We start from the raw sequence: 21,699 nt of genomic DNA on the forward strand, positions 1-21,699 counted from the left end.
TGACCGGTGCCGTGGAGCTGCCGAAGGACAAGGAAATGGTCATGCCCGGCGACAACGTCGGCATCACCGTGAAGCTGATCGCTCCGATCGCCATGGAAACCGGTCTGCGCTTCGCCATCCGTGAAGGCGGCCGCACCGTCGGTTCGGGCGTCGTCGCCACGATCCTCGAGTAATCAACGCGTGACCGTGCGCCGGGCGGCTTCCGTCTGGCGTTCACATCGCTCTTTAAGGAACAGTCATGCAAAAGCAAAAAATCCGCATCCGCCTGAAGGCGTTTGATTACAAGCTGATCGACCAGTCGGCCCTCGAAATCGTCGAGACCGCCAAGCGCACCGGCGCCATCGTCAAGGGCCCGGTGCCCCTGCCGACGCGCCTGGAGCGTTTCGACATCCTGCGCTCGCCCCACGTCAACAAGACCAGCCGCGACCAGTTCGAGATCCGCACCCACCAGCGCCTGATGGACATCGTCGACCCGACCGACAAGACGGTTGACGCGCTGATGAAGCTCGACCTGCCTGCCGGCGTCGACGTCGAAATCAAGCTGCAGTAATCCGCGAGGCCTTCGGGCTGCGATCACGAGGCCCCGGCCCTGTCTCGACAGGCCGGGGCCTTGTCTTTTGCGCTGATTGCTGCCGATGGCTTGCATCAGTGCTATCCCGCAGGCTATACTCGCCAGCTTTTCCGGGTTGGCCTATGCCTGCTCGGATGTTCGCGCAGTGTTTCGCACGGTTTTCCGAGTGAGATGCTGCACAGGTCAGCCCGGCCAATCGATGTCGGGTGTTCGCAATAGCTTTGAAGGCTTGAACGCAAGTTTGGGCCGACGGGGCTGGAGAAAAAACATGAGTCTGAGCAACCGTCTCGGTTTGCTGGGCCGCAAGGTGGGCATGATGCGCATCTTCACGGACGATGGCGATGCCATCCCCGTGACGGTGCTGGATGTGTCCAACAACCGCGTGACCCAGATCAAGACCCAAGAGACCGACGGCTACAGCGCCATCCAGGTGGCGTTCGGTACGCGCAAAGCTTCGCGCGTCACCAAGCCGGAAGCCGGCCACCTCGCCAAGGCGGGTGTCGAAGCCGGTGAAGTCCTGAAGGAATTCCGCGTCGACGCCGACGTCGCTGCCCAGTACAAGGCTGGCGCGACCGTCCCCGTGACGCTGTTCGCCACGGGCCAACTGGTCGACGTGCAAGGCACGTCCATCGGTAAGGGCTTTGCAGGCACCATCAAGCGCCACAACTTCGGCTCGCAGCGCGCGTCGCACGGTAACAGCCGTTCGCACAACGTGCCGGGCTCGATCTCCATGGCGCAGGATCCGGGGCGCGTGTTCCCGGGCAAGAAGATGACCGGCCACATGGGCGACGAAACCGTCACCACCCAGAACCTGGACATCGTGCGCGTTGACGAAGCTCGTCAACTGCTGCTGGTCCGTGGTGCCGTGCCGGGCGCCAAGAACGGCCACGTCGTCGTTCGCCCCGCCGTCAAGGTCAAGATCAAGAAGGGAGCCAACTGATGCAGCTCGAGCTCCTGAACGAGCAGGGTCAGGCCACGTCCAAGGTTGACGCGCCCGACACCATCTTCGCTCGCGACTACAACGAAGCCCTGGTGCACCAGGTCGTGGTCGCCTTCCAGGCCAATGCCCGTCAAGGCACCCGCGCCCAGAAGGACCGTGAACAGGTTCACCACTCGACCAAGAAGCCTTTCCGCCAGAAGGGCACCGGCCGCGCTCGTGCCGGTATGACCTCGTCGCCGCTGTGGCGCGGGGGCGGTCGCATCTTCCCGAACATGCCTGACGAGAACTTCTCGCACAAGCTGAACAAGAAGATGTACCGCGCCGGCATGGCTGCGATCCTGTCGCAGCTGGCCCGTGAAGGCCGCCTGGCCGTGGTGGATTCGATCTCGGTCGAAGCCCCCAAGACCAAGCTGCTGGCCGCCAAGTTCAAGGCCATGGGCCTGGACTCGGTGATGGTCATCGCCGACACCGTGGATGACAACCTGCTGCTGGCCTCGCGCAACCTGGCCAACGTGCTGGTCGTCGAGCCGCGCTACGCCGACCCCCTGTCGCTGGTCTTCTACAAGAAGGTGCTGGTGACCAAGGCTGCGGTCGAGCAACTCAAGGAGATGCTGGCATGAGCGTCACCAAGTATTCCGAAGGCCGTCTGGCCTCCGTGCTGCTCGCGCCCATCGTGTCCGAGAAGGCCACGCAAGTCGCCGAGAAGCACAACCAGGTGCTGTTCAAGGTCCTGCGCGACGCCACCAAGCCCGAGATCAAGGCCGCTGTTGAACTGATGTTCAAGGTCGAGGTCGAGTCGGTCAGCGTGGTCAACGTCAAGGGCAAGAACAAGCGCTTCGGTGGCCGTCCGGGCCGCCGTGACCACGTCAAGAAGGCCTACGTGGCCCTCAAGGCTGGTCAAGAGCTCAATTTCTCCGGGGAGGCCGCGTAAATGGCCATCGTCAAAGTCAAGCCGACTTCGCCCGGCCGCCGTGGCGTCGTCAAGGTGGTGCACAAGCACCTCCACAAGGGCGCTCCCGAAGCTTCGCTGCTGGAACCCCAGAAGCAGAAGTCTGGCCGTAACAACAACGGTCACATCACGATGCGCCACAAGGGCGGTGGTCACAAGCACCACTACCGCGTCGTGGACTTCAAGCGCAACAAGGACGGCATCCCCGCGAAGGTCGAGACCATCGAGTACGACCCGAACCGCACGGCCCACATCGCGCTGGTGTGCTACGCCGACGGCGAGCGCCGCTACGTGATCGCCCCGCGCGGCCTGGAAGTGGGTTCCACCATCCTGAGCGGCTCGGAAGCGCCGATCAAGGCTGGCAACACTCTGCCCATCCGCAACATCCCGGTGGGTTCGACCATCCACTGCATCGAGCTGCAGCCTGGCAAGGGTGCCCAGATGATCCGTTCGGCCGGCACCTCTGCCGTTCTGATGGCTCGTGAAGGCGTCTACGCCCAGATCCGCCTGCGCTCCGGTGAAGTGCGTCGCGTGCACATCGACTGCCGCGCCACCATCGGTGAAGTGAGCAACGAAGAGCACAGCCTGCGTCAATACGGCAAGGCTGGCGCGATCCGCTGGAAGGGCATCCGCCCGACCGTTCGTGGCGTCGCCATGAACCCGGTGGATCACCCGCACGGTGGTGGCGAAGGCCGCACCGGCGAGGGCCAGGTCCCTGTGTCGCCGTGGAACACCCTGACGAAGGGCTACCGCACTCGCAACAACAAGCGCACGCAGACGTTCATCGTCTCGCGTCGCAAGAAGTAAGGGCTAGGCCATGACTCGTTCGCTGAAGAAGGGCCCCTTCGTTGACCACCACCTGCAGGCCAAGGTCGACAAGGCGGTTGCCAACAAGGACAAGAAGCCCATCAAGACTTGGTCGCGTCGTTCGACGATCCTGCCCGAGTTCATCGGTCTGACGATCGCCGTGCACAACGGCAAGCAGCACGTGCCGGTCTATGTGTCTGACCAGATGGTCGGCCACAAGCTGGGTGAATTCGCACTGACCCGCACCTTCAAGGGCCACCCGGCCGACAAGAAGGCCGGGAAGAAGTAAGGACTAGAGACGATGGAAACCAAAGCAATCGTCCGTGGCGTCCGCCTGTCGTGTGACAAGGGCCGCCTCGTGGCCGACATGATCCGCGGCAAGAAGGTGGATCACGCCCTCAACATCCTGACCTTCACCCAGAAGAAGGCGGCCGTCATCATCAAGAAGGCGCTGGAAAGCGCCATCGCCAACGCCGAGCACAACGACGGCGCTGACATTGATGAACTCAAGGTCACCTCGATCTACGTCGAACAGGGTGCCACGCTGAAGCGCTTCTCGGCTCGCGCCAAGGGCCGCGGCAACCGCATCAGCAAGCCCACGTGCCACATCTTCGTGGCCGTCGGCAACTAAGGCGTTAGGAAGACTATGGGACAGAAAATCCATCCGGTTGGCTTCCGCCTTCCTGTCACCCGCAACTGGGCCTCGCGCTGGTACGCGAACAACCAGAACTTCGCCAGCATGCTGGCCGAAGATCTGCAGGTTCGTGACTACCTGAAGGGCAAGCTCAAGAACGCCGCTGTTTCGCGCATCCTGATCGAGCGTCCCGCCAAGAACGCCCGCATCACGATTTTCTCGGCTCGTCCGGGTGTCGTGATCGGCAAGAAGGGTGAAGACATCGAAGCGCTGAAGGCTGAGCTGACCAAGCGTCTGGGCGTGCCCGTCGCCGTCAACATCGAGGAAGTGCGCAAGCCTGAAGTCGATGCCCAGTTGATCGCCGACTCGATCACCCAGCAGCTCGAAAAGCGCATCATGTTCCGCCGCGCCATGAAGCGCGCGATGCAGAACGCCATGCGTCTGGGTGCCCAGGGCATCAAGATCATGAGCGCTGGTCGTCTGAACGGCATCGAAATCGCTCGCACCGAGTGGTATCGCGAAGGTCGTGTGCCCCTGCACACCCTGAAGGCCGACATCGACTACGGCTTCTCCGAAGCCAAGACCACCTACGGCGTCATCGGCGTCAAGGTCTGGGTCTACCGCGGTGACCGCCTGGCCAATGGCGAGGCCCCCGTCATCAACACCCCCGCTGGCGCCGAAGACGATCGTCGCCCGCGCCGTAACGCCCGTCCGGGCGCTCCCGGTGGCCGTGGCCGCCCGGGTGGCGACCGTGGCCCGCGTGACGGAGCAGACCAGCCCGCTGCCGCCGCCCCCACGGGTGACGCAGCCAAGCCCGCTGGCAAGCGCGTGATCCGCAAGGCTCCCGCTGCCGGTGAGGCCAAAGGAGAATAAGCATGCTGCAACCTAATCGTCGCAAGTACCGCAAGGAGCAGAAGGGCCGCAACACCGGTGTTGCGACCCGCGGCGCCGCGGTGTCTTTCGGTGACTTCGGCCTGAAGGCCACGGAACGCGGCCGTCTGACGGCCCGTCAGATCGAAGCGGCTCGCCGCGCGATCTCGCGCCACATCAAGCGTGGCGGCCGGATCTTCATCCGCATCTTCCCGGACAAGCCCATCTCGCAAAAGCCTGCCGAAGTCCGTATGGGTAACGGCAAGGGCAACCCGGAGTACTACGTCGCTGAGATCCAGCCCGGCAAGGTGCTCTACGAGATCAACGGCGTGCCCGAGACGCTGGCTCGTGAGGCGTTCACGCTGGCGGCTGCCAAGCTACCGCTGCGTTGCACCTTCGTGGCCCGCCAGGTCGGTACCTGAGGAAGGACACCATGAAAGCATCTGAACTCCGCGCCAAGGACGTCGCTGCCCTCGAAAAGGAAGTGACCGACCTGCTGAAGGCCCACTTCGGCCTGCGCATGCAAAAGGCCACCCAGCAGCTGACCAACCACAGCCAGCTGGGCAAGACCCGCCGCGACATCGCGCGTGCCAAGACCGTTCTGGCACAAAAGAAGAAGGAGGCCACGAAATGACTGAGGCCCAAGTGAAGAACGTGCGCACGCTGGTCGGCAAGGTCGTCAGCGACGCCCGCGACAAGACCGTGACCGTGCTCGTCGAGCGCCGTGCCAAGCACGAGCTCTACGGCAAGATCGTGGCCCGTTCGCGCAAGTACCACGCGCACGACGAGACCAACGAGTACAAGATCGGCGACGTCGTCGAGATCAGCGAAACTCGCCCGGTCTCCAAGACCAAGGCTTGGGCGGTGACCCGCCTGGTCGAGAAGGCGCAGATCGTCTAAAACCTGTCGGTCGCATGACCGCCGAAGCCGGCGCGCTGGGAAACTGGCGCGCCGGCTTTTCCATTGCCAGTTCACGGAGGAACGCATGATCAAAGTAGGCGACAAGCTGCCGGCCGGCAGCCTGCAGGAATTCATCGAGGTCGACGGGGAGGGCTGCAGCCTGGGCCCCAACAGCTTCGACATCGAGAAGGCGACCGCGGGCAAGACCGTGGCCATCTTCGCGCTGCCCGGCGCCTTCACGCCGACCTGCTCGGCACAGCATGTGCCGGGCTATGCGGCCAAGGCCGACGAGCTGAAGGCGGCTGGCGTCGATGAGATCTGGTGCGTGTCGGTCAACGATGCGTTCGTCATGGGCGCCTGGGGGCGCGACCAGAAGACGACCGGCAAGGTCCGCATGATGGCGGACGGCAGCGCCGCGTTCACCCAGGCCGTCGGTCTGGTGCTCGACCTGACCGCCAAGGGCTTCGGCGTGCGCTCGCAACGCTACTCCATGCTCGTGAAGGACGGTGTGGTCAAGAGCCTGAACATCGAGGCGCCCGGCAAGTTCGAGGTCAGCGATGCTGCAACGCTGCTGGCTCAGGCCAAGGCGCTCTGATGACGGGGTGGGAAGTGCGTTCGCCGCCTTCCCGTATTTTTCTGCGCAGAGGGCATTGACGACTCAGGGTTTGTCACTGCATAATGCGCAGCTTCGCCGAAAGCTAGGCACATGACTCCATGTGCTGCGGCCTCGGAATCCGCCCACAACCGTCGGGCAGCAAAGGGTGCAATGCCCGGCGCTGACTGACTTACGGGCCCAAGACTGACCGACTCGCGCTCCGGCGTGTTTCGGGACAAGTTGGGGACAGACATGATCCAAATGCAATCGCGGCTTGATGTCGCGGACAACACTGGCGCCAAGTCCGTTCAGTGCATCAAGGTGCTGGGCGGCTCCAAGCGCCGCTATGCACACATCGGCGACATCATCAAGGTCAGCATCAAGGAAGCTGCCCCGCGTGGTCGCGTGAAGAAGGGCGAGGTCTACAGCGCCGTGGTGGTTCGTACCGCCAAGGGCGTGCGCCGCCAGGACGGCTCGCTCGTCAAGTTCGACGGCAACGCCGCCGTGCTGCTCAACGCCAAGCTGGAGCCCATCGGCACCCGCATCTTCGGCCCCGTGACGCGTGAACTGCGTACCGAGCGCTTCATGAAGATCGTGTCGCTGGCGCCCGAGGTGCTTTGAGCCCCCACTGTCTGAGGTAAGCCATGAACAAGATCCGTACCGGCGACCAGGTCATCGTGTTGACCGGCCGCGACAAGGGCAAGCGCGGCACCGTGACCGCGCGCGCTGACGAAGACCATGTGGTCGTCGAAGGCGTCAATGTCGTCAAGAAGCACGTCAAGCCCAATCCCATGAAGGGCACCACCGGCGGCGTCGTCGACAAGACCATGCCCATCCATCAATCCAACGTGGCGATCTTCAACGCCGCCTCCGGCAAGGCCGATCGCGTGGGCGTCAAGCTCGTCGACGGCAAGCGGGTGCGCGTCTTCAAGTCGACCGGCGAAGAGATCAAGGCATAAGAGGTCCGACATGGCTCGTCTGCAAACGCATTACCGCGAAAAAATCGTGCCCAGCCTGACTGAGAAGTTTGGCTACAAGTCGGTCATGGAAGTGCCGCGCATCACCAAGATCACGCTGAACATGGGCGTGAGCGAGGCGGTCGCCGACAAGAAGGTCATGGACCACGCCGTGGGCGACCTGACCAAGATCGCCGGCCAGAAGCCCGTCGTCACGAAGTCGAAGAAGGCCATCGCCGGCTTCAAGATCCGTGACAACGTGCCGATCGGTGCGATGGTCACGCTGCGCGGTGTCCAGATGTACGAATTCCTGGACCGCTTCGTGACGATCGCGCTGCCGCGCGTTCGCGACTTCCGTGGTATCTCCGGCCGTTCGTTCGACGGTCGCGGCAACTACAACATCGGCGTCAAAGAGCAAATCATCTTCCCCGAGATCGAGTACGACAAGGTGGATGCTCTGCGTGGTCTGAACATCAGCATCACGACGACTGCCAAGACGGACGACGAAGCCAAGGCTCTGCTGGCTGCGTTCAAGTTTCCGTTCAAGAACTGAGGTGACCCGTGGCAAAACTCTCGATCAAACAACGTGAGCTGAAGCGCGAAGCGCTGGTCGCCAAGTTCGCCAAGAAGTACGCGGATCTGAAGGCCATCATCGACGACAGCAAGAAGTCCGAGGAAGAGCGCTACGCCGCTCGCCTCGAGCTGCAAAAGCTGCCCCGCAATGCCTACCCCACTCGCCTGCGCAATCGCTGCGAGCTGACGGGGCGCCCGCGTGGCACCTTCCGCAAGTTCGGCCTGGCCCGTAACAAGATTCGTGAACTGGCCTTCAAGGGCGACATCCCCGGTGTCGTCAAGGCCAGCTGGTAATCGGCTGATAGGAGATATCGCAAATGAGCATGAGTGATCCCATCGCCGATATGCTGACCCGCATCCGCAACGCGCAGATCGTCGAGAAGACGAACGTTGTGATGCCGTCGTCCAAGCTGAAGGTGGCGATTGCCAAGGTCCTGAAGGACGAAGGCTACATCGACGACTTCGCCGTGCGCGGTGAAGCTTCCCGTCCGGAGCTGGAAATCTCGCTGAAGTACTACGCTGGCCGTCCGGTCATCGAGCGCATCGAGCGTGTCAGCCGCCCCGGTCTGCGCATCTACAAGGGCCGCCACGACATTCCTCAGGTCATGAATGGCCTGGGCGTGGCGATTGTGACGACCCCGCAAGGCGTCATGACGGACCGCAAGGCCCGCGCTGCCGGTATCGGCGGCGAGGTGCTCTGCTACGTCGCCTAAGCGAAGGAGTAGGAAACAATGTCCCGCGTAGGAAAAATGCCGGTCAACGTCCCGCAAGGTGTGGACGTGACCATCGGCGCTGAGTCCATCAGCGTCAAGGGCTCGCTCGGCACGCTGGTGCGTCCGGCGAACAGCCTGGTCAACATCAAGAACGAAGCCGGCAAGCTGAGCTTCGTGCCTGCCAACGAGTCGACGGAAGCCGACGCGATGAGCGGCACGATGCGCGCGCTGGTGGCCAACATGGTCAACGGCGTCAGCAAGGGCTTCGAGAAGAAGCTGAACCTGGTCGGCGTGGGCTTCCGTGCCCAGGCCCAGGGTCAGAAGCTGAACCTGCAGATCGGTTTCTCTCACCCCGTGGTGAAGGACATGCCGGCCGGCATCAAGGTCGAGTGCCCCACCCAGACGGAAATCGTCATCAAGGGTGCTGACCGTCAGGTCGTCGGCCAGATCGCCGCTGAGGTGCGCGCCTTCCGTCCGCCCGAGCCGTACAAGGGCAAGGGCATCCGTTATTCGGACGAGAAGGTCTCCCTCAAAGAGACCAAGAAGAAGTAAGGAGCCGCGCCATGATGACCAAGAAAGAACAACGCCTGCGTCGTTCGCGCCAGACCCGTGCTCGCATCGCCCTGCAGCGCGTGGCCCGTCTGACGGTGTTCCGCTCCAATCTGCACATCTACGCCCAGGTCCTGTCGGAAGACGGTGGCAAGGTGCTGGCCGCTGCCTCGACCGCCGAGAAGACGGTTCGCGAGCAGGTGAGCAATGGTGGCAACGTCGCCGCTGCCACGCTGGTCGGCAAGCTGATCGCCGAGAAGGCCAAGGCTGCCGGCGTCGAGAAGGTCGCTTTCGACCGCTCGGGCTTCGCCTATCACGGCCGCGTCAAGGCGCTGGCCGAAGCAGCCCGCGAAGCCGGCCTGCAGTTCTGACGCATCAAGGAATACGAAATGGCAAAGTTTCAACCCCGTGGCGCTCAGGCTGAAGGCAACGACGACGGCCTGAAGGAAAAGATGATCGCGGTGAACCGCGTGACCAAGGTTGTGAAGGGTGGCCGCACGCTGTCCTTCGCTGCTCTGACCGTGGTCGGTGACGGCGATGGCCGCATCGGCATGGGCAAGGGCAAGGCCAAGGAAGTGCCGGTCGCCGTGCAGAAGGCCATGGAATCGGCTCGCCGCAACATGGTCAAGGTCCAGCTGAAGAACGGTACCGTCCACCACAACGTGATTGGCGAGCACGGCGCGTCGCGCGTCATGCTGGCGCCGGCTCCCGTCGGTACCGGCGTCATCGCCGGCGGCCCGATGCGCGCTGTCTTCGAAGTGATGGGCGTGACCGACATCGTGTCCAAGAGCCACGGTTCGACGAACCCCTACAACATGGTCCGCGCCACGCTGGACGCTCTGAAGCGTTCCACGACGGCGTCGGAAGTCGCTGCCAAGCGCGGCAAGACGGTTGAAGAGATCTTCAACTGATCGCCTGAGCGGAGCACAAGATGTCTGACAAGAAAACCGTGACGGTCAAGCTGGTGCGCAGCCCCATCGGCTGCCGCGCCTCGCACCGTGCCACCGTGGTCGGCCTGGGTCTGCGCAAGCTGAACAGCCAGAGCACGCTGGAAGACACGCCCGCCGTGCGCGGCATGATCAACAAGATCGCCTACCTGGTGCAGGTGCTGTGATGGAACTCAACACGATCAAGCCCGCAGAGGGCGCCAAGCACGCCAAGCGCCGTGTCGGCCGTGGCATCGGCTCCGGTCTGGGCAAGACCGCGGGTCGCGGCCACAAGGGCCAGAAGTCCCGCGCTGGTGGCTACCACAAGGTCGGCTTCGAAGGCGGTCAGATGCCGCTGCAGCGCCGTCTGCCCAAGCGTGGCTTCAAGTCGCTGACGCTGAAGTACAACGCCGAGATCACGCTGACCGACCTGCAAGGCCTGGCCGGTGAAGAAATCGACGTGTCGACGTTGAAGGCCGTTGGCCTGGTGCCCCAGCTGACGAAGTCGGTCAAGGTCATCCTGGCCGGCTCCATCGAGCGCAAGGTCACGCTGAAGGGCGTGAACGCCACGAAGGGCGCCAAGGCGGCCATCGAGGCAGCGGGCGGCTCGGTCGCCTAATCCAGCACAGGAACTGATCCAGCGTGGCTACCAACGCGAATCAGCTGGCCAAGAGTGGCAAGTTCGGCGACCTGCGTCGCCGGCTTGTGTTCCTGGCGCTGGCCCTGGTCGTCTACCGCATCGGGGCGCACATCCCCGTGCCCGGCATCGACCCGGTCCAGCTGCAGCAGTTCTTCAAGGGTCAGGCCGGTGGCATCCTGAGCCTGTTCAACATGTTCTCGGGCGGCGCGCTGTCGCGCTTCACCGTGTTCGCGTTGGGCATCACGCCTTACATCTCGGCTTCCATCGTCATCCAGCTGATGACTTACGTCGTTCCGACGCTGGAGCAGCTGAAGAAGGAGGGCGAGGCGGGCCGTCGCAAGATCACGCAGTACACCCGTTACGGCACGCTGGGTCTCGCTCTGTTCCAGAGCCTGTCCATCGCGCTGGCGCTGGAAGGTACGGCAGGTCTGGTGTTGAGCCCTGGCTTCGGCTTCCGTCTGACGGCGGTGTCCAGCCTGGTGGCCGGCACGATGTTCCTGATGTGGCTGGGCGAGCAAATCACCGAGCGTGGTCTGGGCAACGGCATCTCGATCCTGATCTTTGCCGGTATCGCGGCGGGCTTGCCCAGCGCGATCGGTGGCCTCTTCGAGCTGGTGCGAACCGGTGCGATGGGTTACGGCACGGCGCTGTTCATCGTGGCGCTGGTGGTTGCGGTGACCTTTGTCGTGGTGTTTGTCGAACGCGGCCAGCGCAAGATCCTGGTGAACTACGCCAAGCGCCAGGTCGGCAACAAGGTCTACGGCGGCCAGTCGTCGCATCTGCCCTTGAAGCTGAACATGTCGGGCGTGATCCCGCCGATCTTTGCCTCGTCGATCATCCTGCTGCCGACCACGGTGGTGAGCTGGTTTGCGAACAGCGAAGGCCTGCGCTGGTTGAAGGACCTGGCTGGTGCGATCAGCCCGGGGCAACCGATCTACGTGATGCTGTATGCCGGCGCCATCGTGTTCTTCTGCTTCTTCTACACGGCGCTCGTGTTCAATAGCCGCGAGACCGCCGACAACCTGAAGAAGAGTGGCGCGTTCATTCCGGGCATCCGCCCGGGTGAGCAGACCGCGAAGCACATCGACAAGATCCTGTCGCGACTGACGTTGGCTGGTGCGATCTACATCACGCTGGTCTGCCTGTTGCCCGAGTTCCTGACGCTGAAGTACAACGTACCGTTTTATTTCGGTGGCACATCCCTGTTGATCATCGTCGTCGTGACGATGGACTTCTGGGCCCAAGTGCAGAGCTACATCATGAGCCAGCAGTACGAATCACTGCTGAAGAAGGCCAGCTTCAAGCCCAGTTAAGGGCGGAGCTGGAAGTAGGAAAAATTTGACTTAACCCACACGAAGCGAAGAAGACATGTCGAAAGACGACGTCATTCAGATGCAGGGCGAGATTCTGGAGAACCTTCCCAATGCAACGTTTCGTGTGAAGTTAGAGAACGGGCACGTCGTTCTCGGTCACATCTCCGGCAAGATGCGCATGCACTACATCCGCATCCTGCCTGGCGACAAGGTGACCGTGGAACTGACACCCTACGATTTGAGTCGTGCTCGCATCGTGTTCCGGGCGAAGTGAGCTGTTTGAACCCCCGGGAACGCGTCAAGAGCGCAAGAAGAGTTAGGCCAAGGAGCAGACCATGAAAGTTTCGGCATCCGTGAAGCAGATGTGCCGCAATTGCAAGATCATCCGCCGCAAGGGTGTGGTGCGCGTGATCTGCACCGACCCGCGCCACAAGCAGCGTCAAGGCTGATTGGCCGCACGACAGAATTAGAGGACCACCATGGCACGTATTGCTGGTATCAACATTCCGCCGCAAAAGCACACTGAGATCGGCCTGACCTCGATCTACGGCATCGGCCGTACGACCGCTCAGAAGATCTGCACGACTTGCGGCATCCCGTTCGACAAGAAGGTCAAGGACCTGACCGACGGCGATCTCGAAAAGATCCGTGACGAGGTCAACAAGCTGACCATCGAGGGTGACCTGCGCCGTGAGCAGTCCATCAACATCAAGCGTCTGATGGACCTGGGTTGCTACCGCGGTTTCCGTCACCGCCGTGGCCTGCCAATGCGTGGCCAGCGTACCCGCACGAACGCCCGCACCCGCAAGGGTCCGCGCAAGTCGGCTGCGACCGGCAAGAAGTAAGCTGCCCGAACTGAAAGAAGGTCAATATGGCAAAGGCTCCCAACAATTCGGCGGCTCAGCGCGTTCGCAAGAAGGTTCGCAAGAACGTTGCTGATGGCATCGCGCACGTCCACGCCTCGTTCAACAACACCATCATCACCATCACCGACCGTCAAGGCGGCGCCCTGTCGTGGGCTTCGTCGGGTGGCCAGGGCTTCAAGGGTTCGCGCAAGTCGACGCCCTTCGCAGCCCAGGTGGCGGCTGAAGTGGCCGGTCGCGCTGCTCAAGAGCAGGGCATCAAGAACCTGGACGTCAAGATCAAGGGCCCGGGCCCGGGTCGCGAGTCTTCGGTGCGCGCTCTGGCTGCGCTGGGCATCCGCATCAACTCGATCTCTGACGTGACGCCGGTGCCGCACAACGGCTGCCGTCCGCAGAAGCGTCGCCGCATCTAAGCAGCCTCATCACCATCAGGTGACAAGGATTTTGCAGATTCGGATGACGGTGCGATAATCGCGCGTTTTCCCGAAGCCGGCGGGCACTCAGGTGCCGCGCCGGCTTCAGTCTTGAGTTGGCCTCATTTCGCTCCCGTGAAATGGCCAGCTCGTAAGCCCACCGTCCAAGCCCACAACAACACCGGCTGGACTCGCGTCAGGCACGGACTTTCCGTCCCGGCGTCAGATTGATACGTAAGGACACGCAAAGTGGCACGCTACCTCGGCCCCAAGGCCAAACTTTCCCGCCGCGAAGGCACCGACCTCTACCTGAAGAGCGCCCGCCGCGCGATCAGCGACAAGGCCAAGTTCGACAGCAAGCCCGGCCAGCACGGCCGCACGTCCGGTCAGCGCACGTCTGACTTCGGCCTGCAGTTGCGCGAAAAGCAGAAGGTCAAGCGTATGTACGGCGTGCTGGAGCGTCAGTTCCGCCGCTACTTCGCCGAAGCCGAGCGCCGCAAGGGCTCGACCGGCGTGAACCTGCTGCAACTGCTGGAATCGCGCCTGGACAACGTCGTCTACCGCATGGGCTTCGGCTCCACCCGCGCAGAAGCCCGTCAGCTGGTTTCGCACAAGGGCATCGTGGTGAATGGCGAGGTCGTCAATATCGCCTCCTACCTGGTCAAGGCCGGTGACACCGTCGCCGTGCGCGAGAAGGCCAAGAAGCAGCTGCGCGTGACCGAGTCGTTCAAGCTGGCCGACTCCATCGGCCTGCCGGCCTGGGTGGCCGTCGACGGCACCAAGTTGGAAGGCGTCTTCAAGAAGGCTCCTGACCGCGACGAGTTCGGCGCCGAGATCAACGAATCGCTGATCGTCGAGTTGTACTCGCGTTAATCGTTCCCCCCGCCGACCACGCCTGCAAGGGCGCGGTCGGCGTTTCCTCGTCCGGGCTTATCCGCCCTTCGAAGGCTCTGCCCGGCTGGTCCTCAGCCTTATCGGTGTAACGAACCGAGGGTATTGAAAGAAAGACCTCATGCAAACCAACTTGCTCAAACCCAAGTCCATCAACGTGGAGCCCCTGGGCGGTCATCGCGCCAAGGTCACCCTGGAGCCGTTCGAACGCGGCTACGGTCACACCCTGGGCAACGCCCTGCGCCGTGTGCTGCTCTCGTCGATGGTGGGTTATGCGCCGACGGAAGTGACGATCGCCGGCGTGCTGCACGAGTACTCGGCCATCGACGGCGTGCAAGAGGACGTGGTTCACATCATGCTGAACCTCAAGGGCGTCGTCTTCCGCCTGCACAACCGCGAGGAAGTCACGCTGGTCCTGCGCAAGGAAGGCGAAGGCCCCGTCACGGCGGCTGACATCCAGACGCCGCACGACGTCGAGATCATCAACCCCGAGCACGTCATTGCCCACCTGTCGCAAGGCGGCAAGCTGGACATGCAGATCAAGGTCGAGAAGGGCCGCGGCTACGTGCCGGGCACGATGCGCCGCTTCGGCGACGAGCCGACCAAGAGCATCGGCCGCATCGTGCTGGACGCCTCGTTCAGCCCGGTCAAGCGCGTCAGCTACGCCGTCGAGAACGCCCGCGTCGAGCAGCGTACCGACCTGGACAAGCTCGTGATGGAGATCGAGACCAACGGCGCCATCTCGCCCGAGGAAGCCATCCGCGCCTCCGCCAAGATCCTGGTGGAACAGCTCGCCGTGTTCGCTCAGCTGCAAGGCACCGACCTGGTCGACGCCTTCGACCAGCCGGCCCAGCGTTCCAGCAGCTTCGACCCGATCCTGCTGCGCCCGGTCGACGAGCTCGAGCTCACCGTCCGTTCGGCCAACTGCCTCAAGGCCGAAAACATCTACTACATCGGCGACCTCATCCAGCGCACCGAGACCGAGCTGCTCAAGACCCCGAACCTGGGTCGCAAGTCGCTCAACGAGATCAAGGAAGTCCTGGCTTCCCGTGGCCTCACCCTCGGCGCCCGCCTCGAGAACTGGCCGCCGCAAGGTCTGGACAAGCGTTAATTTTTCGCTCCCGGCCGGTGAGTACACCGGCCAGCCCTCCGAGAGGGCAGGTTTTTGAAGATGGGTGGCGCGTTGACCAACGCCACCCGGTGCACCCGCCAGTACCTGATCCGGCTGGCGGCATTAATGAAGTGAAAGGAAAAGCACCATGCGTCACCGTAACGGCCTCCGCAAACTCAACCGCACCAGCGCTCACCGCGCTGCCATGCTGCGCAATATGTGCGTGTCTCTGCTCGAGCACGAAGCCATCAAGACCACGGTCCCCAAGGCCAAGGAACTGCGCCGCGTTGTTGAGCCGCTGATCACGCTCGCCAAGGAACCCACGCTGGCCAACCGCCGCCTGGCGTTCGACCGCCTGCGCGACCGTGACATCGTCACCAAGCTGTTCAACGTGCTGGGCCCGCGCTTCGCGGCTCGTCCGGGCGGCTACACCCGCATCCTGAAGATGGGCTTCCGCGTCGGCGACAACGCGCCCATGGCTTTCGTGGAACTGGTGGATCGCGCCGAAGGCGAAACCGCTGGCGAAGCCGCCGAATAAGCTCAGCGTCCGCTGATCTGACAAGCCCGCCTCGTGCGGGCTTTTTTGCGCCCGCTGTTCAGCGCGGCAGCCAGTGCACGCTGTCGTCCCCCAGCACCGCAACGTGGGCGCCCATCAGGTCGCGCGGGCGCAGGGTGAGGGCGCCGGTCAGGCCGCCGAAGGCGGGCAGCACCAACGCATGCGGGTGGCGCACGAAGCACGGGCGCCGCAGCCGGTCACCCGCGCGGCCGCGCAGGCTGACCGCGGGGTGCAGGTGCCCCGCCAGCGTGAAGCCCGGCGCGCCGTGCGGCGGCGGCTCATGGGCCGCTGCCAGCGGGCCCAGCGACAGGACGCCGCTGACGGTCTGCAGCGGCAGTGCCGGCGGATGGATGCGCCGGTCGTGGTTGCCCAGCACCAACACGGTGGGCACGCGCCGTGCGAACGCGGCGACGTCGTCCAGCAGCGCGGCCGTCAGCCCGTCGGCGCCGTGCCAGAAATCGCCCAGCACGATCAGCCGCTCGGCGCCGTGGCGGGTGACCAGCCCTTCCAGCCGCGCCAGCGTGCGCGCGCTGCTGCCGGCCGGCACCGGCTGGCCTTGTGCGCGGAAGGCCGCGCCCTTGCCGAGATGCAGGTCGGCTGCGAACAGCGTGCGGGCGGCCGGCCACCAGACGGCGCCGTCCGGCAGCAGCCACAGCGTCTCGCCCGCGACGTCGAGGGGCAGGCTCACCGGCGCCTCCGGCGTTCGCGCGGCGCGCGCGGCGGGGCCGGCGCCTGGCCGAACGCCAGCCGCGCGCCAACATCCACCGCCGCAGCCGGCTTGCCGCCCGCCGCGGCCTCCAGGTCGGCCAGCATGCGCGACAGCCGCTGCGCCAGCGACTCCGTGGACGCCCGCTCGCGCAGCCTCTCCACCATCAGCGGGAAGGCCAGCGGCGTCGCCCGCGCCGGCTGCCGCAGGTCCAGCCGCTGGCCCGCCATTCGCGTGAGGCAGCGGTCCAGCGCGTCGACGTCCAGCTCTGCTGACAGCAGCTCGCCCTCGGCCTGGCGCAGCAGCCGGTTGCCGGGGTCGTGCTGGCGGAAGACATCGAAGTACAGCGATGCCGACGCCTGCAGCTGCCGCTGGCTGCGGGCCTCGCCCGGGTGGCTCTGGAAGATCAGCCCGGCGATGCGGGCGATCTGGCGGAAGCGCCGCCGCGCCAGCTCGCTGGCGTTCAGACTGGCCAGCACCTCCTCGCGCAGCGTCTCGCGGCTCACCGGCGCCAGCAGCGGCTGCAGCCGGGCGGCCCAGTCGATCTCGGTGGCGCTCAGCAGCTCCAGCCCGTACTCGTTGACGGCCATCGTGAACGTGGCCGGCGTGTCGCGCCCGGCGCGCCAGGCCAGCAGCGCCGCCAGCCCCAGGTGGACGGTGCGGCCGGCGAAGGGGTAGAGGAAGAGGTGGTGGCCGTCCGCCGAGCGCATCGACTCGGCCAGCAGCTGCTGCGACCCCGGCAGCGCCGACCAGTCGGCCTGCAGCCGCAGCAGCGGCGCAACGAAGCGCATCTCGCGGTCGGTGAAGCGGCCGTCGCGCGCCTCGTCGAAGCGGTCGCGCATGGCCTCGGCCAGCGTGTCGGAGATGGCGAACTGGCCGCCGTCCCAGCGCGGCAGCAGCGCCTTGCCCGGCGGCGCGGCGCGCACGTAGGCGGTCAGCCCCTCCACGCGCACCAGCGCCAGCGAGCGGCCGCCCAGCAGGAACACGTCGCCGACCCGCAGCCGGGCGATGAAGCTCTCCTCCACCGTCGCGATGCGGCCGCCGGTCAGGAACTGCACGCTCATGACCGCGTCCGACACGATGGTGCCGATGTTGCTGCGGTGGCGCCGCGCCAGGCGCGCGTCGGGCACGCGCCAGACGCCGGTGTCGTCGGGCACCACGCGCTGGAAGTCCGGGTAGGCGCGCAGCGAGTCGCCGCCATGCCGCACGAAGTCCAGCGCCCATTGCCAGGCGTCGTCGCCCAGGGCCCGGTACGACGGCGCGCTGCGCACCTCGGGCAGCAGCTCGTCGGGCCGGAAACCGCCGCCCAGCGCGATGGTGACGAGGTGCTGCACCAGCACGTCCAGCGGCGCCTCGGGCGGGCGGCGCGGCTCGATGCGACCGGCCTGCACGGCCGCGCGCAGCGCCGAGGCCTCGACGATCTCCAGGCTGTGCGTGGGCACCAGCGTCACGCGCGAGCGCCGGCCCGGCGCGTGGCCGCTGCGGCCGGCGCGCTGCAGCAGCCGCGCGACGCCCTTGGCCGAGCCGATCTGCAGCACCTGCTCCACCGGCAGGAAGTCCACGCCCAGGTCCAGGCTGGCCGTGCAAACCACGCACTTGAGCTGACCCGCCTTCATCGCCGCCTCCACCCAGCGGCGCGCCTCGGCGTCCACCGAGCCGTGGTGCAGCGCGACGAGACCGGCCCAGTCGGGTCGCGCTTGCAGCAGCGCCTGGAACCAGCGCTCGCACTGCGAGCGCGTGTTCGTGAACACCAGCGTGCTGGCCGCGGCGTCGATGTGTTCGACGACCGCCGGCAGCATCGTCAGCCCCATGTGCCCGCCCCAGGCGAAGCGCTCGATGCGCGGCGGCAGCAGCGTGTCGATGAGGATCTTCTTGTCCTGCGCCCCGCGCACGATGACCGCGCCGGGCGCCAACGTGTCCGCGGCCTCCTCCAGGTTGGCCAGCGTGGCCGACAGGCCCCAGGTCATCAGCGTCGGGTTCCAGCGCCGCAGCCGCGCCAGCGCCAGCTGCAGCTGCACGCCGCGCTTGCTGCCCAGCAGCTCGTGCCATTCATCGACGACGACCAGCCGCACGCGTCTCAGCACCTCCGGCGCGTCGGCGCGGGCGAGCATCAGGCTCAGCGACTCCGGCGTGGTGACGAGCGCCGTGGGCCAGCGGCGCTGCTGCGATGCGCGCTCGCCGCTGGAGGTGTCGCCGGTGCGGGCGGCCAGCGTCCACTGCGGCGCCAGCGTGGCCGCGGCGTCCTGCAGCGCCAGCAGCGTGTCCTGGCTCAGCGCGCGCATCGGCGTGATCCACAGCACCGTCAGCGGCGCCTCGGCGTCGGCCAGCGCCTGCAGCGCGCCCAGCCACACGGCCAGCGTCTTGCCGCTGCCGGTGGTGGCATGCAGCAGGCCGGAGTGGCCGGCGCGCATGGCCTTCCAGACGTTCTTCTGGAACGGGAAGGCCTGCCAGCCGCGCGCGGCCAGCCAGTCAGTCGTCGGCGATGCGCTGGCCATGCGGCCCCACCTCCATCAGCGCGCGTAGCGTGTCCAGCGTGTCGGCCTCGTGCAGCGGCTTGTCGTCGCGGATGCGCAGCATGCGCGGGAAGCGCACGGCGATGCCGCTCTTGTGCCGCGTGCTGGCCTGCAGGCCCTCGAAGCCCAGCTCGAACACCAGCGTGGGCCGCACGCGCCGCACCGGGCCGAACTTCTCCACCGTCGTCTTGCGGATCTCGCGGTCCACGCGCTTGATCTCCTCGTCGGTCAGGCCCGAGTAGGCCTTGGCGAATGGCACCAGCGCCAGCTCGCCACCCGGCGCATCCAGCGCGGCCTCGGCTTCCGCCGCATCGCGCGGCGCCCGGTTCCACACGGCGAAGCTGTAGTCGGTGTAGAGGTTGGCGCGGCGGCCGTGGCCGGCCTGCGCGTAGACCAGCACCGCGTCCACGCTGAGCGGCGCGACCTTCCATTTCCACCATGCGCCCGCCGTGCGGCCGATGCCGTAGGCGGACTCGCGGTGCTTCAGCATCAGCCCCTCGACGCGGCGTTCGCGCGAGCCTGTGCGGGCCGCGGCGAGGCCGGGCCAGTCGGCGGCGTCGACCAGCGGCGACATCGCGATGCCCAGGCGCTCCAGCCGCGCGCGCCGGGCGTGCATCGGTTCGGCGCGGCGGTCCACGCCGTCGCTCTCCAGCAGGTCGTAGGCCAGCAGCCGCACGGGCGCGTCGGCCAGGATGGCCTTGGACAGCCGGGTGCGGCCGATGCGCTTTTGCAGCAGCGCAAACGGCGCCGGCGCGTCCTCGCCATGGCGCCAGGCCAGCAGCTCGCCGTCGACGACCGTGCCGTCGGGCCAGGTACTGGCTTCCAGCGTCACCTCGGGGAAGCGCTCCGTCACCAGCTCCTCGCCGCGCGACCAGATCCACACCTGGCCGTCGCGCTTCACCACCTGCGCGCGGATGCCGTCGTACTTCCACTCGGCGAGCCAGTCGCCGCGCTCACCCAGCGTGGCGGGTTCGGCCGCGAGCGGGTGCGCCAGGAAGAACGGGTAGGGCTGGCCGCCGCGCGCGCCGCCGGGGTCGTCGGCCAGCAGCGCCTGGAAGCGCTCGGCCGTCGGCGGCGTGTCGATCTGCGTGTAGCCCATCATGCGCTGCGCGATGCCGGCCGCGTCGGCGCCCGACCACTCGGCCAGCGCCCGCTGCACCAGCAGCTTGCTGACCCCGACGCGAAAGCCCCCGCCCACCAGCTTCACGTACATGAAGCGCTCGTCCGCCGACAGCCCGCGCCACGCGGCCAGCACGGCCTCGCGGCGCGCCGCGGCGTCCGCCTGGCGCAGCGGCAGGATGCGCTGTGTCATCCAGTCCGCGAGCGATGCGTCCAGGCGGTCCTCCGGGTCGGGCAGCACGTAGGCGATGGCTTCGGCCAGGTCGCCGGTGGCCGCGTAGCCGGCCTCGAACAGCCAGGTTGGCAGCGCTGCCGCCTCACAGGCCAGTGCGCGCAGCTCGCCCGTGGGCACCGCGCGCCGCGGCGTGCCGCCGGCCAGCAGGTAAACCGCCCAGGCCGCGTCGCTCGGGGCGGCGTCGGCCAGGTAGCGCTTCAGCGCCGCCACCTTGGCCAGCGTGGATGTGCTGGCATCCAGCGCGAGGTAGAGGGCGACGAAATCCTTCATTCGGCGGCCTCCGCGCCGGGCGTGTCGTCGCCGTACTCGGTGGCGAAGGCCTCGGCCTGCAGGCCCAGCTCCGTCAGGTAGCGCACCAGCGCACCCTCGTCGCCATGCGTGACGATGACTCGCTGCGCGCCGGTCGCGCGGATGGCCGACAGCAGCCCGGGCCAGTCGGCGTGGTCGCTGAACACGAAGCCGCGGTCCACGCCGCGCCGCCGGCGCGCACCGCGCAGCCGCATCCAGCCGCTGGCGAAGGCATCGCCATGCGGGCCCAGTGCCTTGGCCCAGCGGCTGCCCTGCACGGCCGGCGGCGCGATGACCAGCGCGCCGCGCAGCGCCTTGAACTTGGTCTCCGGCGTGACCGTCTCGACGTCGGGCAGCGCGATGCCCGCCTCGCGGTAGGCCGCGTTGAGCCGGGCCACGGCGCCATGCACCAGCACCGGCCCGGGGGCGTCGGCCGTCGCGAGCCCGGCGACCAGCCGCTGCGCCTTGCCCAGGCTGTAGCCCATCAGCAGCGCGTGCCGGCCCTGGGCGGCGCAGTCCATCCACCAGGCGCGCATGTCGGCCAGCGCCGCCGTCTGCGGCGCCCAGCGGTAGATCGGCAGCCCGAAGGTGCTCTCGGTGACGAACACGTCGCAGCGCACCGGCTCGAACGGCGCGCAGGTCGTGTTGCAGTCGCCCGCGCCGCTGACGAAATAGTCGCCGGCGACCACCCACACCTCGCCGCCGTGCTCGAGGCGCACCTGCGCGGAGCCGAGCACATGGCCGGCCGGGTGCAGGCTCACCGCCACGTCGCCGATGCGGCGCGTCTCCCCGTAGGCCAGCCCCTCCAGCGGCGCGTCGTCGCCCAGCCGGGCGCGCATCAGGCCCAGCGCGTCGCGCTGCGCGAGGTAGGCGCCGTGACCGGGCCGGCAGTGGTCGGCATGCGCGTGCGTGATGACGGCGCGGTCCACCGGCAGCCAGGGGTCGATGTAGAAGCCGCCGGGCTCGCAGTAGAGCCCCTGCGGCCGGCGGGTCACCAGGTCGGGCATTCGCGCAGTGTGCCCAAGCTGCGGGCGCCTTGGCGGTGCCGGGTCTTGCGTCGGCGTTGTG

The 21,699-nt window shown here is 66.2% G+C and carries 35 protein-coding genes; 31 read left to right on the top strand and 4 right to left on the bottom strand.

The features are described 5' to 3' along the window. From ACG04Q_RS15020 to rplQ, 31 genes are all read left to right on the top strand, one after another. A partial coding sequence (locus ACG04Q_RS15020) for an EF-Tu C-terminal domain-related protein (RefSeq protein ID WP_474103963.1) occupies positions 1-173 on the top strand: 173 nt, incomplete at its 5' end. Between the two features lie 65 nt (positions 174-238). Further along, on the top strand, positions 239-550 hold the full coding sequence (gene rpsJ / locus ACG04Q_RS15025) for a 30S ribosomal protein S10 (RefSeq protein WP_132576760.1): 312 nt from the start codon (positions 239-241) through the stop codon (positions 548-550). A 289-nt stretch (positions 551-839) separates the two neighbouring features. Beyond that, positions 840-1,511 (top strand): 50S ribosomal protein L3, encoded by a 672-nt coding sequence (gene rplC / locus ACG04Q_RS15030; protein ID WP_394511744.1) that lies wholly within the window; start codon positions 840-842, stop codon positions 1,509-1,511. Next, positions 1,511-2,131, top strand: coding sequence for a 50S ribosomal protein L4 (gene rplD / locus ACG04Q_RS15035; RefSeq protein WP_268169255.1), 621 nt, complete (start codon positions 1,511-1,513; stop codon positions 2,129-2,131). The genes rplC and rplD overlap by 1 nt, the downstream gene beginning before the upstream one ends. Beyond that, entirely contained in the window at positions 2,128-2,442 is a 315-nt protein-coding gene (gene rplW, locus ACG04Q_RS15040; RefSeq protein ID WP_394511745.1) for a 50S ribosomal protein L23, read from the top strand. Before rplD ends, rplW begins: the two co-directional genes overlap by 4 nt. Continuing rightward, positions 2,443-3,267, top strand: a complete 825-nt coding sequence (gene rplB, locus ACG04Q_RS15045) for a 50S ribosomal protein L2 (RefSeq protein WP_394511746.1) — start codon at positions 2,443-2,445, stop codon at positions 3,265-3,267. Between the two features lie 10 nt (positions 3,268-3,277). Then, positions 3,278-3,556 (top strand): 30S ribosomal protein S19, encoded by a 279-nt coding sequence (rpsS, locus tag ACG04Q_RS15050; RefSeq protein WP_088484478.1) that lies wholly within the window; start codon positions 3,278-3,280, stop codon positions 3,554-3,556. Positions 3,557-3,568: 12 nt separating this feature from the next. Further along, positions 3,569-3,898, top strand: coding sequence for a 50S ribosomal protein L22 (gene rplV, locus ACG04Q_RS15055; RefSeq protein WP_268169252.1), 330 nt, complete (start codon positions 3,569-3,571; stop codon positions 3,896-3,898). Positions 3,899-3,913: 15 nt separating this feature from the next. Then, the gene (gene rpsC / locus ACG04Q_RS15060; RefSeq protein ID WP_394511747.1) at positions 3,914-4,774 is read left to right on the top strand and encodes a 30S ribosomal protein S3; all 861 of its coding nucleotides are present in this window, start codon (positions 3,914-3,916) and stop codon (positions 4,772-4,774) included. A 2-nt stretch (positions 4,775-4,776) separates the two neighbouring features. Beyond that, complete coding sequence (gene rplP / locus ACG04Q_RS15065) at positions 4,777-5,193, top strand: 50S ribosomal protein L16 (protein ID WP_268169250.1); 417 nt, start codon at positions 4,777-4,779, stop codon at positions 5,191-5,193. A gap of 11 nt (positions 5,194-5,204) precedes the next feature. Continuing rightward, positions 5,205-5,405: a 50S ribosomal protein L29 gene (gene rpmC, locus ACG04Q_RS15070; protein ID WP_310273048.1), complete on the top strand. Its 201-nt coding sequence runs from the start codon at positions 5,205-5,207 to the stop codon at positions 5,403-5,405. Then, complete coding sequence (gene rpsQ, locus ACG04Q_RS15075) at positions 5,402-5,671, top strand: 30S ribosomal protein S17 (RefSeq protein WP_394511748.1); 270 nt, start codon at positions 5,402-5,404, stop codon at positions 5,669-5,671. Before rpmC ends, rpsQ begins: the two co-directional genes overlap by 4 nt. Before the next feature lie 85 nt (positions 5,672-5,756). Beyond that, positions 5,757-6,266 (top strand): peroxiredoxin, encoded by a 510-nt coding sequence (locus ACG04Q_RS15080; protein WP_394511749.1) that lies wholly within the window; start codon positions 5,757-5,759, stop codon positions 6,264-6,266. Positions 6,267-6,518: 252 nt separating this feature from the next. Next, entirely contained in the window at positions 6,519-6,887 is a 369-nt protein-coding gene (rplN, locus tag ACG04Q_RS15085) for a 50S ribosomal protein L14 (protein WP_056194233.1), read from the top strand. Between the two features lie 23 nt (positions 6,888-6,910). After that, positions 6,911-7,225 (top strand): 50S ribosomal protein L24, encoded by a 315-nt coding sequence (gene rplX / locus ACG04Q_RS15090; protein ID WP_268169247.1) that lies wholly within the window; start codon positions 6,911-6,913, stop codon positions 7,223-7,225. Positions 7,226-7,235: 10 nt separating this feature from the next. Beyond that, positions 7,236-7,775: a 50S ribosomal protein L5 gene (gene rplE, locus ACG04Q_RS15095; RefSeq protein WP_268169246.1), complete on the top strand. Its 540-nt coding sequence runs from the start codon at positions 7,236-7,238 to the stop codon at positions 7,773-7,775. An 8-nt stretch (positions 7,776-7,783) separates the two neighbouring features. Then, positions 7,784-8,089, top strand: a complete 306-nt coding sequence (gene rpsN, locus ACG04Q_RS15100) for a 30S ribosomal protein S14 (protein ID WP_268169245.1) — start codon at positions 7,784-7,786, stop codon at positions 8,087-8,089. Positions 8,090-8,112: 23 nt separating this feature from the next. After that, a complete protein-coding gene (rpsH, locus tag ACG04Q_RS15105; RefSeq protein WP_394511750.1) occupies positions 8,113-8,508 on the top strand; it encodes a 30S ribosomal protein S8 in 396 nt (131 codons plus the stop codon). An 18-nt stretch (positions 8,509-8,526) separates the two neighbouring features. Beyond that, positions 8,527-9,060 carry a 50S ribosomal protein L6 gene (gene rplF / locus ACG04Q_RS15110; protein WP_394511751.1) on the top strand — a complete coding sequence of 178 codons (534 nt, stop codon included), beginning with the start codon at positions 8,527-8,529 and terminating at the stop codon, positions 9,058-9,060. Between the two features lie 11 nt (positions 9,061-9,071). Further along, on the top strand, positions 9,072-9,428 hold the full coding sequence (gene rplR / locus ACG04Q_RS15115) for a 50S ribosomal protein L18 (RefSeq protein ID WP_268169242.1): 357 nt from the start codon (positions 9,072-9,074) through the stop codon (positions 9,426-9,428). 18 nt (positions 9,429-9,446) lie between these two features. After that, entirely contained in the window at positions 9,447-9,968 is a 522-nt protein-coding gene (gene rpsE, locus ACG04Q_RS15120; protein ID WP_233374035.1) for a 30S ribosomal protein S5, read from the top strand. A 20-nt stretch (positions 9,969-9,988) separates the two neighbouring features. After that, on the top strand, positions 9,989-10,171 hold the full coding sequence (rpmD, locus tag ACG04Q_RS15125; RefSeq protein ID WP_056877725.1) for a 50S ribosomal protein L30: 183 nt from the start codon (positions 9,989-9,991) through the stop codon (positions 10,169-10,171). Beyond that, entirely contained in the window at positions 10,171-10,602 is a 432-nt protein-coding gene (rplO, locus tag ACG04Q_RS15130) for a 50S ribosomal protein L15 (protein ID WP_394402126.1), read from the top strand. The genes rpmD and rplO overlap by 1 nt, the downstream gene beginning before the upstream one ends. Positions 10,603-10,625: 23 nt before the next feature. After that, entirely contained in the window at positions 10,626-11,936 is a 1,311-nt protein-coding gene (secY, locus tag ACG04Q_RS15135) for a preprotein translocase subunit SecY (RefSeq protein WP_394511752.1), read from the top strand. 55 nt (positions 11,937-11,991) lie between these two features. Then, positions 11,992-12,210 carry a translation initiation factor IF-1 gene (gene infA / locus ACG04Q_RS15140; RefSeq protein ID WP_011830996.1) on the top strand — a complete coding sequence of 73 codons (219 nt, stop codon included), beginning with the start codon at positions 11,992-11,994 and terminating at the stop codon, positions 12,208-12,210. Between the two features lie 61 nt (positions 12,211-12,271). Next, positions 12,272-12,385 (top strand): 50S ribosomal protein L36, encoded by a 114-nt coding sequence (gene rpmJ / locus ACG04Q_RS15145; RefSeq protein ID WP_056194202.1) that lies wholly within the window; start codon positions 12,272-12,274, stop codon positions 12,383-12,385. A 30-nt stretch (positions 12,386-12,415) separates the two neighbouring features. Continuing rightward, a complete protein-coding gene (rpsM, locus tag ACG04Q_RS15150; RefSeq protein WP_268154334.1) occupies positions 12,416-12,781 on the top strand; it encodes a 30S ribosomal protein S13 in 366 nt (121 codons plus the stop codon). Positions 12,782-12,807: 26 nt separating this feature from the next. Next, a complete protein-coding gene (gene rpsK / locus ACG04Q_RS15155; protein ID WP_056194196.1) occupies positions 12,808-13,212 on the top strand; it encodes a 30S ribosomal protein S11 in 405 nt (134 codons plus the stop codon). A 249-nt stretch (positions 13,213-13,461) separates the two neighbouring features. Continuing rightward, on the top strand, positions 13,462-14,085 hold the full coding sequence (gene rpsD / locus ACG04Q_RS15160) for a 30S ribosomal protein S4 (protein WP_394402120.1): 624 nt from the start codon (positions 13,462-13,464) through the stop codon (positions 14,083-14,085). Between the two features lie 139 nt (positions 14,086-14,224). Then, positions 14,225-15,214, top strand: a complete 990-nt coding sequence (locus ACG04Q_RS15165; protein ID WP_056194188.1) for a DNA-directed RNA polymerase subunit alpha — start codon at positions 14,225-14,227, stop codon at positions 15,212-15,214. 148 nt (positions 15,215-15,362) lie between these two features. Further along, a complete protein-coding gene (gene rplQ, locus ACG04Q_RS15170) occupies positions 15,363-15,752 on the top strand; it encodes a 50S ribosomal protein L17 (protein ID WP_119046650.1) in 390 nt (129 codons plus the stop codon). A 58-nt stretch (positions 15,753-15,810) separates the two neighbouring features. Here the strand turns inward: rplQ and pdeM are convergent, their stop codons facing one another. The 4 genes from pdeM to ACG04Q_RS15190 are packed head-to-tail and all read right to left on the bottom strand — an operon-like array spanning position 15,811 to position 21,638. Further along, on the bottom strand, positions 15,811-16,458 hold the full coding sequence (pdeM, locus tag ACG04Q_RS15175; RefSeq protein WP_394511753.1) for a ligase-associated DNA damage response endonuclease PdeM: 648 nt from the start codon (positions 16,456-16,458) through the stop codon (positions 15,811-15,813). Further along, on the bottom strand, positions 16,455-18,971 hold the full coding sequence (locus ACG04Q_RS15180) for a ligase-associated DNA damage response DEXH box helicase (protein WP_394511754.1): 2,517 nt from the start codon (positions 18,969-18,971) through the stop codon (positions 16,455-16,457). The genes pdeM and ACG04Q_RS15180 overlap by 4 nt, the downstream gene beginning before the upstream one ends. Further along, entirely contained in the window at positions 18,946-20,613 is a 1,668-nt protein-coding gene (locus tag ACG04Q_RS15185; protein ID WP_394511755.1) for an ATP-dependent DNA ligase, read from the bottom strand. The genes ACG04Q_RS15180 and ACG04Q_RS15185 overlap by 26 nt, the downstream gene beginning before the upstream one ends. Then, positions 20,610-21,638, bottom strand: a complete 1,029-nt coding sequence (locus ACG04Q_RS15190) for a ligase-associated DNA damage response exonuclease (RefSeq protein ID WP_394511756.1) — start codon at positions 21,636-21,638, stop codon at positions 20,610-20,612. Before ACG04Q_RS15190 ends, ACG04Q_RS15185 begins: the two co-directional genes overlap by 4 nt. Positions 21,639-21,699: the final 61 nt, after the last annotated feature.

Source organism: Pelomonas lactea (assembly GCF_043555885.1).
Lineage (GTDB): Bacteria > Pseudomonadota > Gammaproteobacteria > Burkholderiales > Burkholderiaceae_C > Pelomonas > Pelomonas lactea.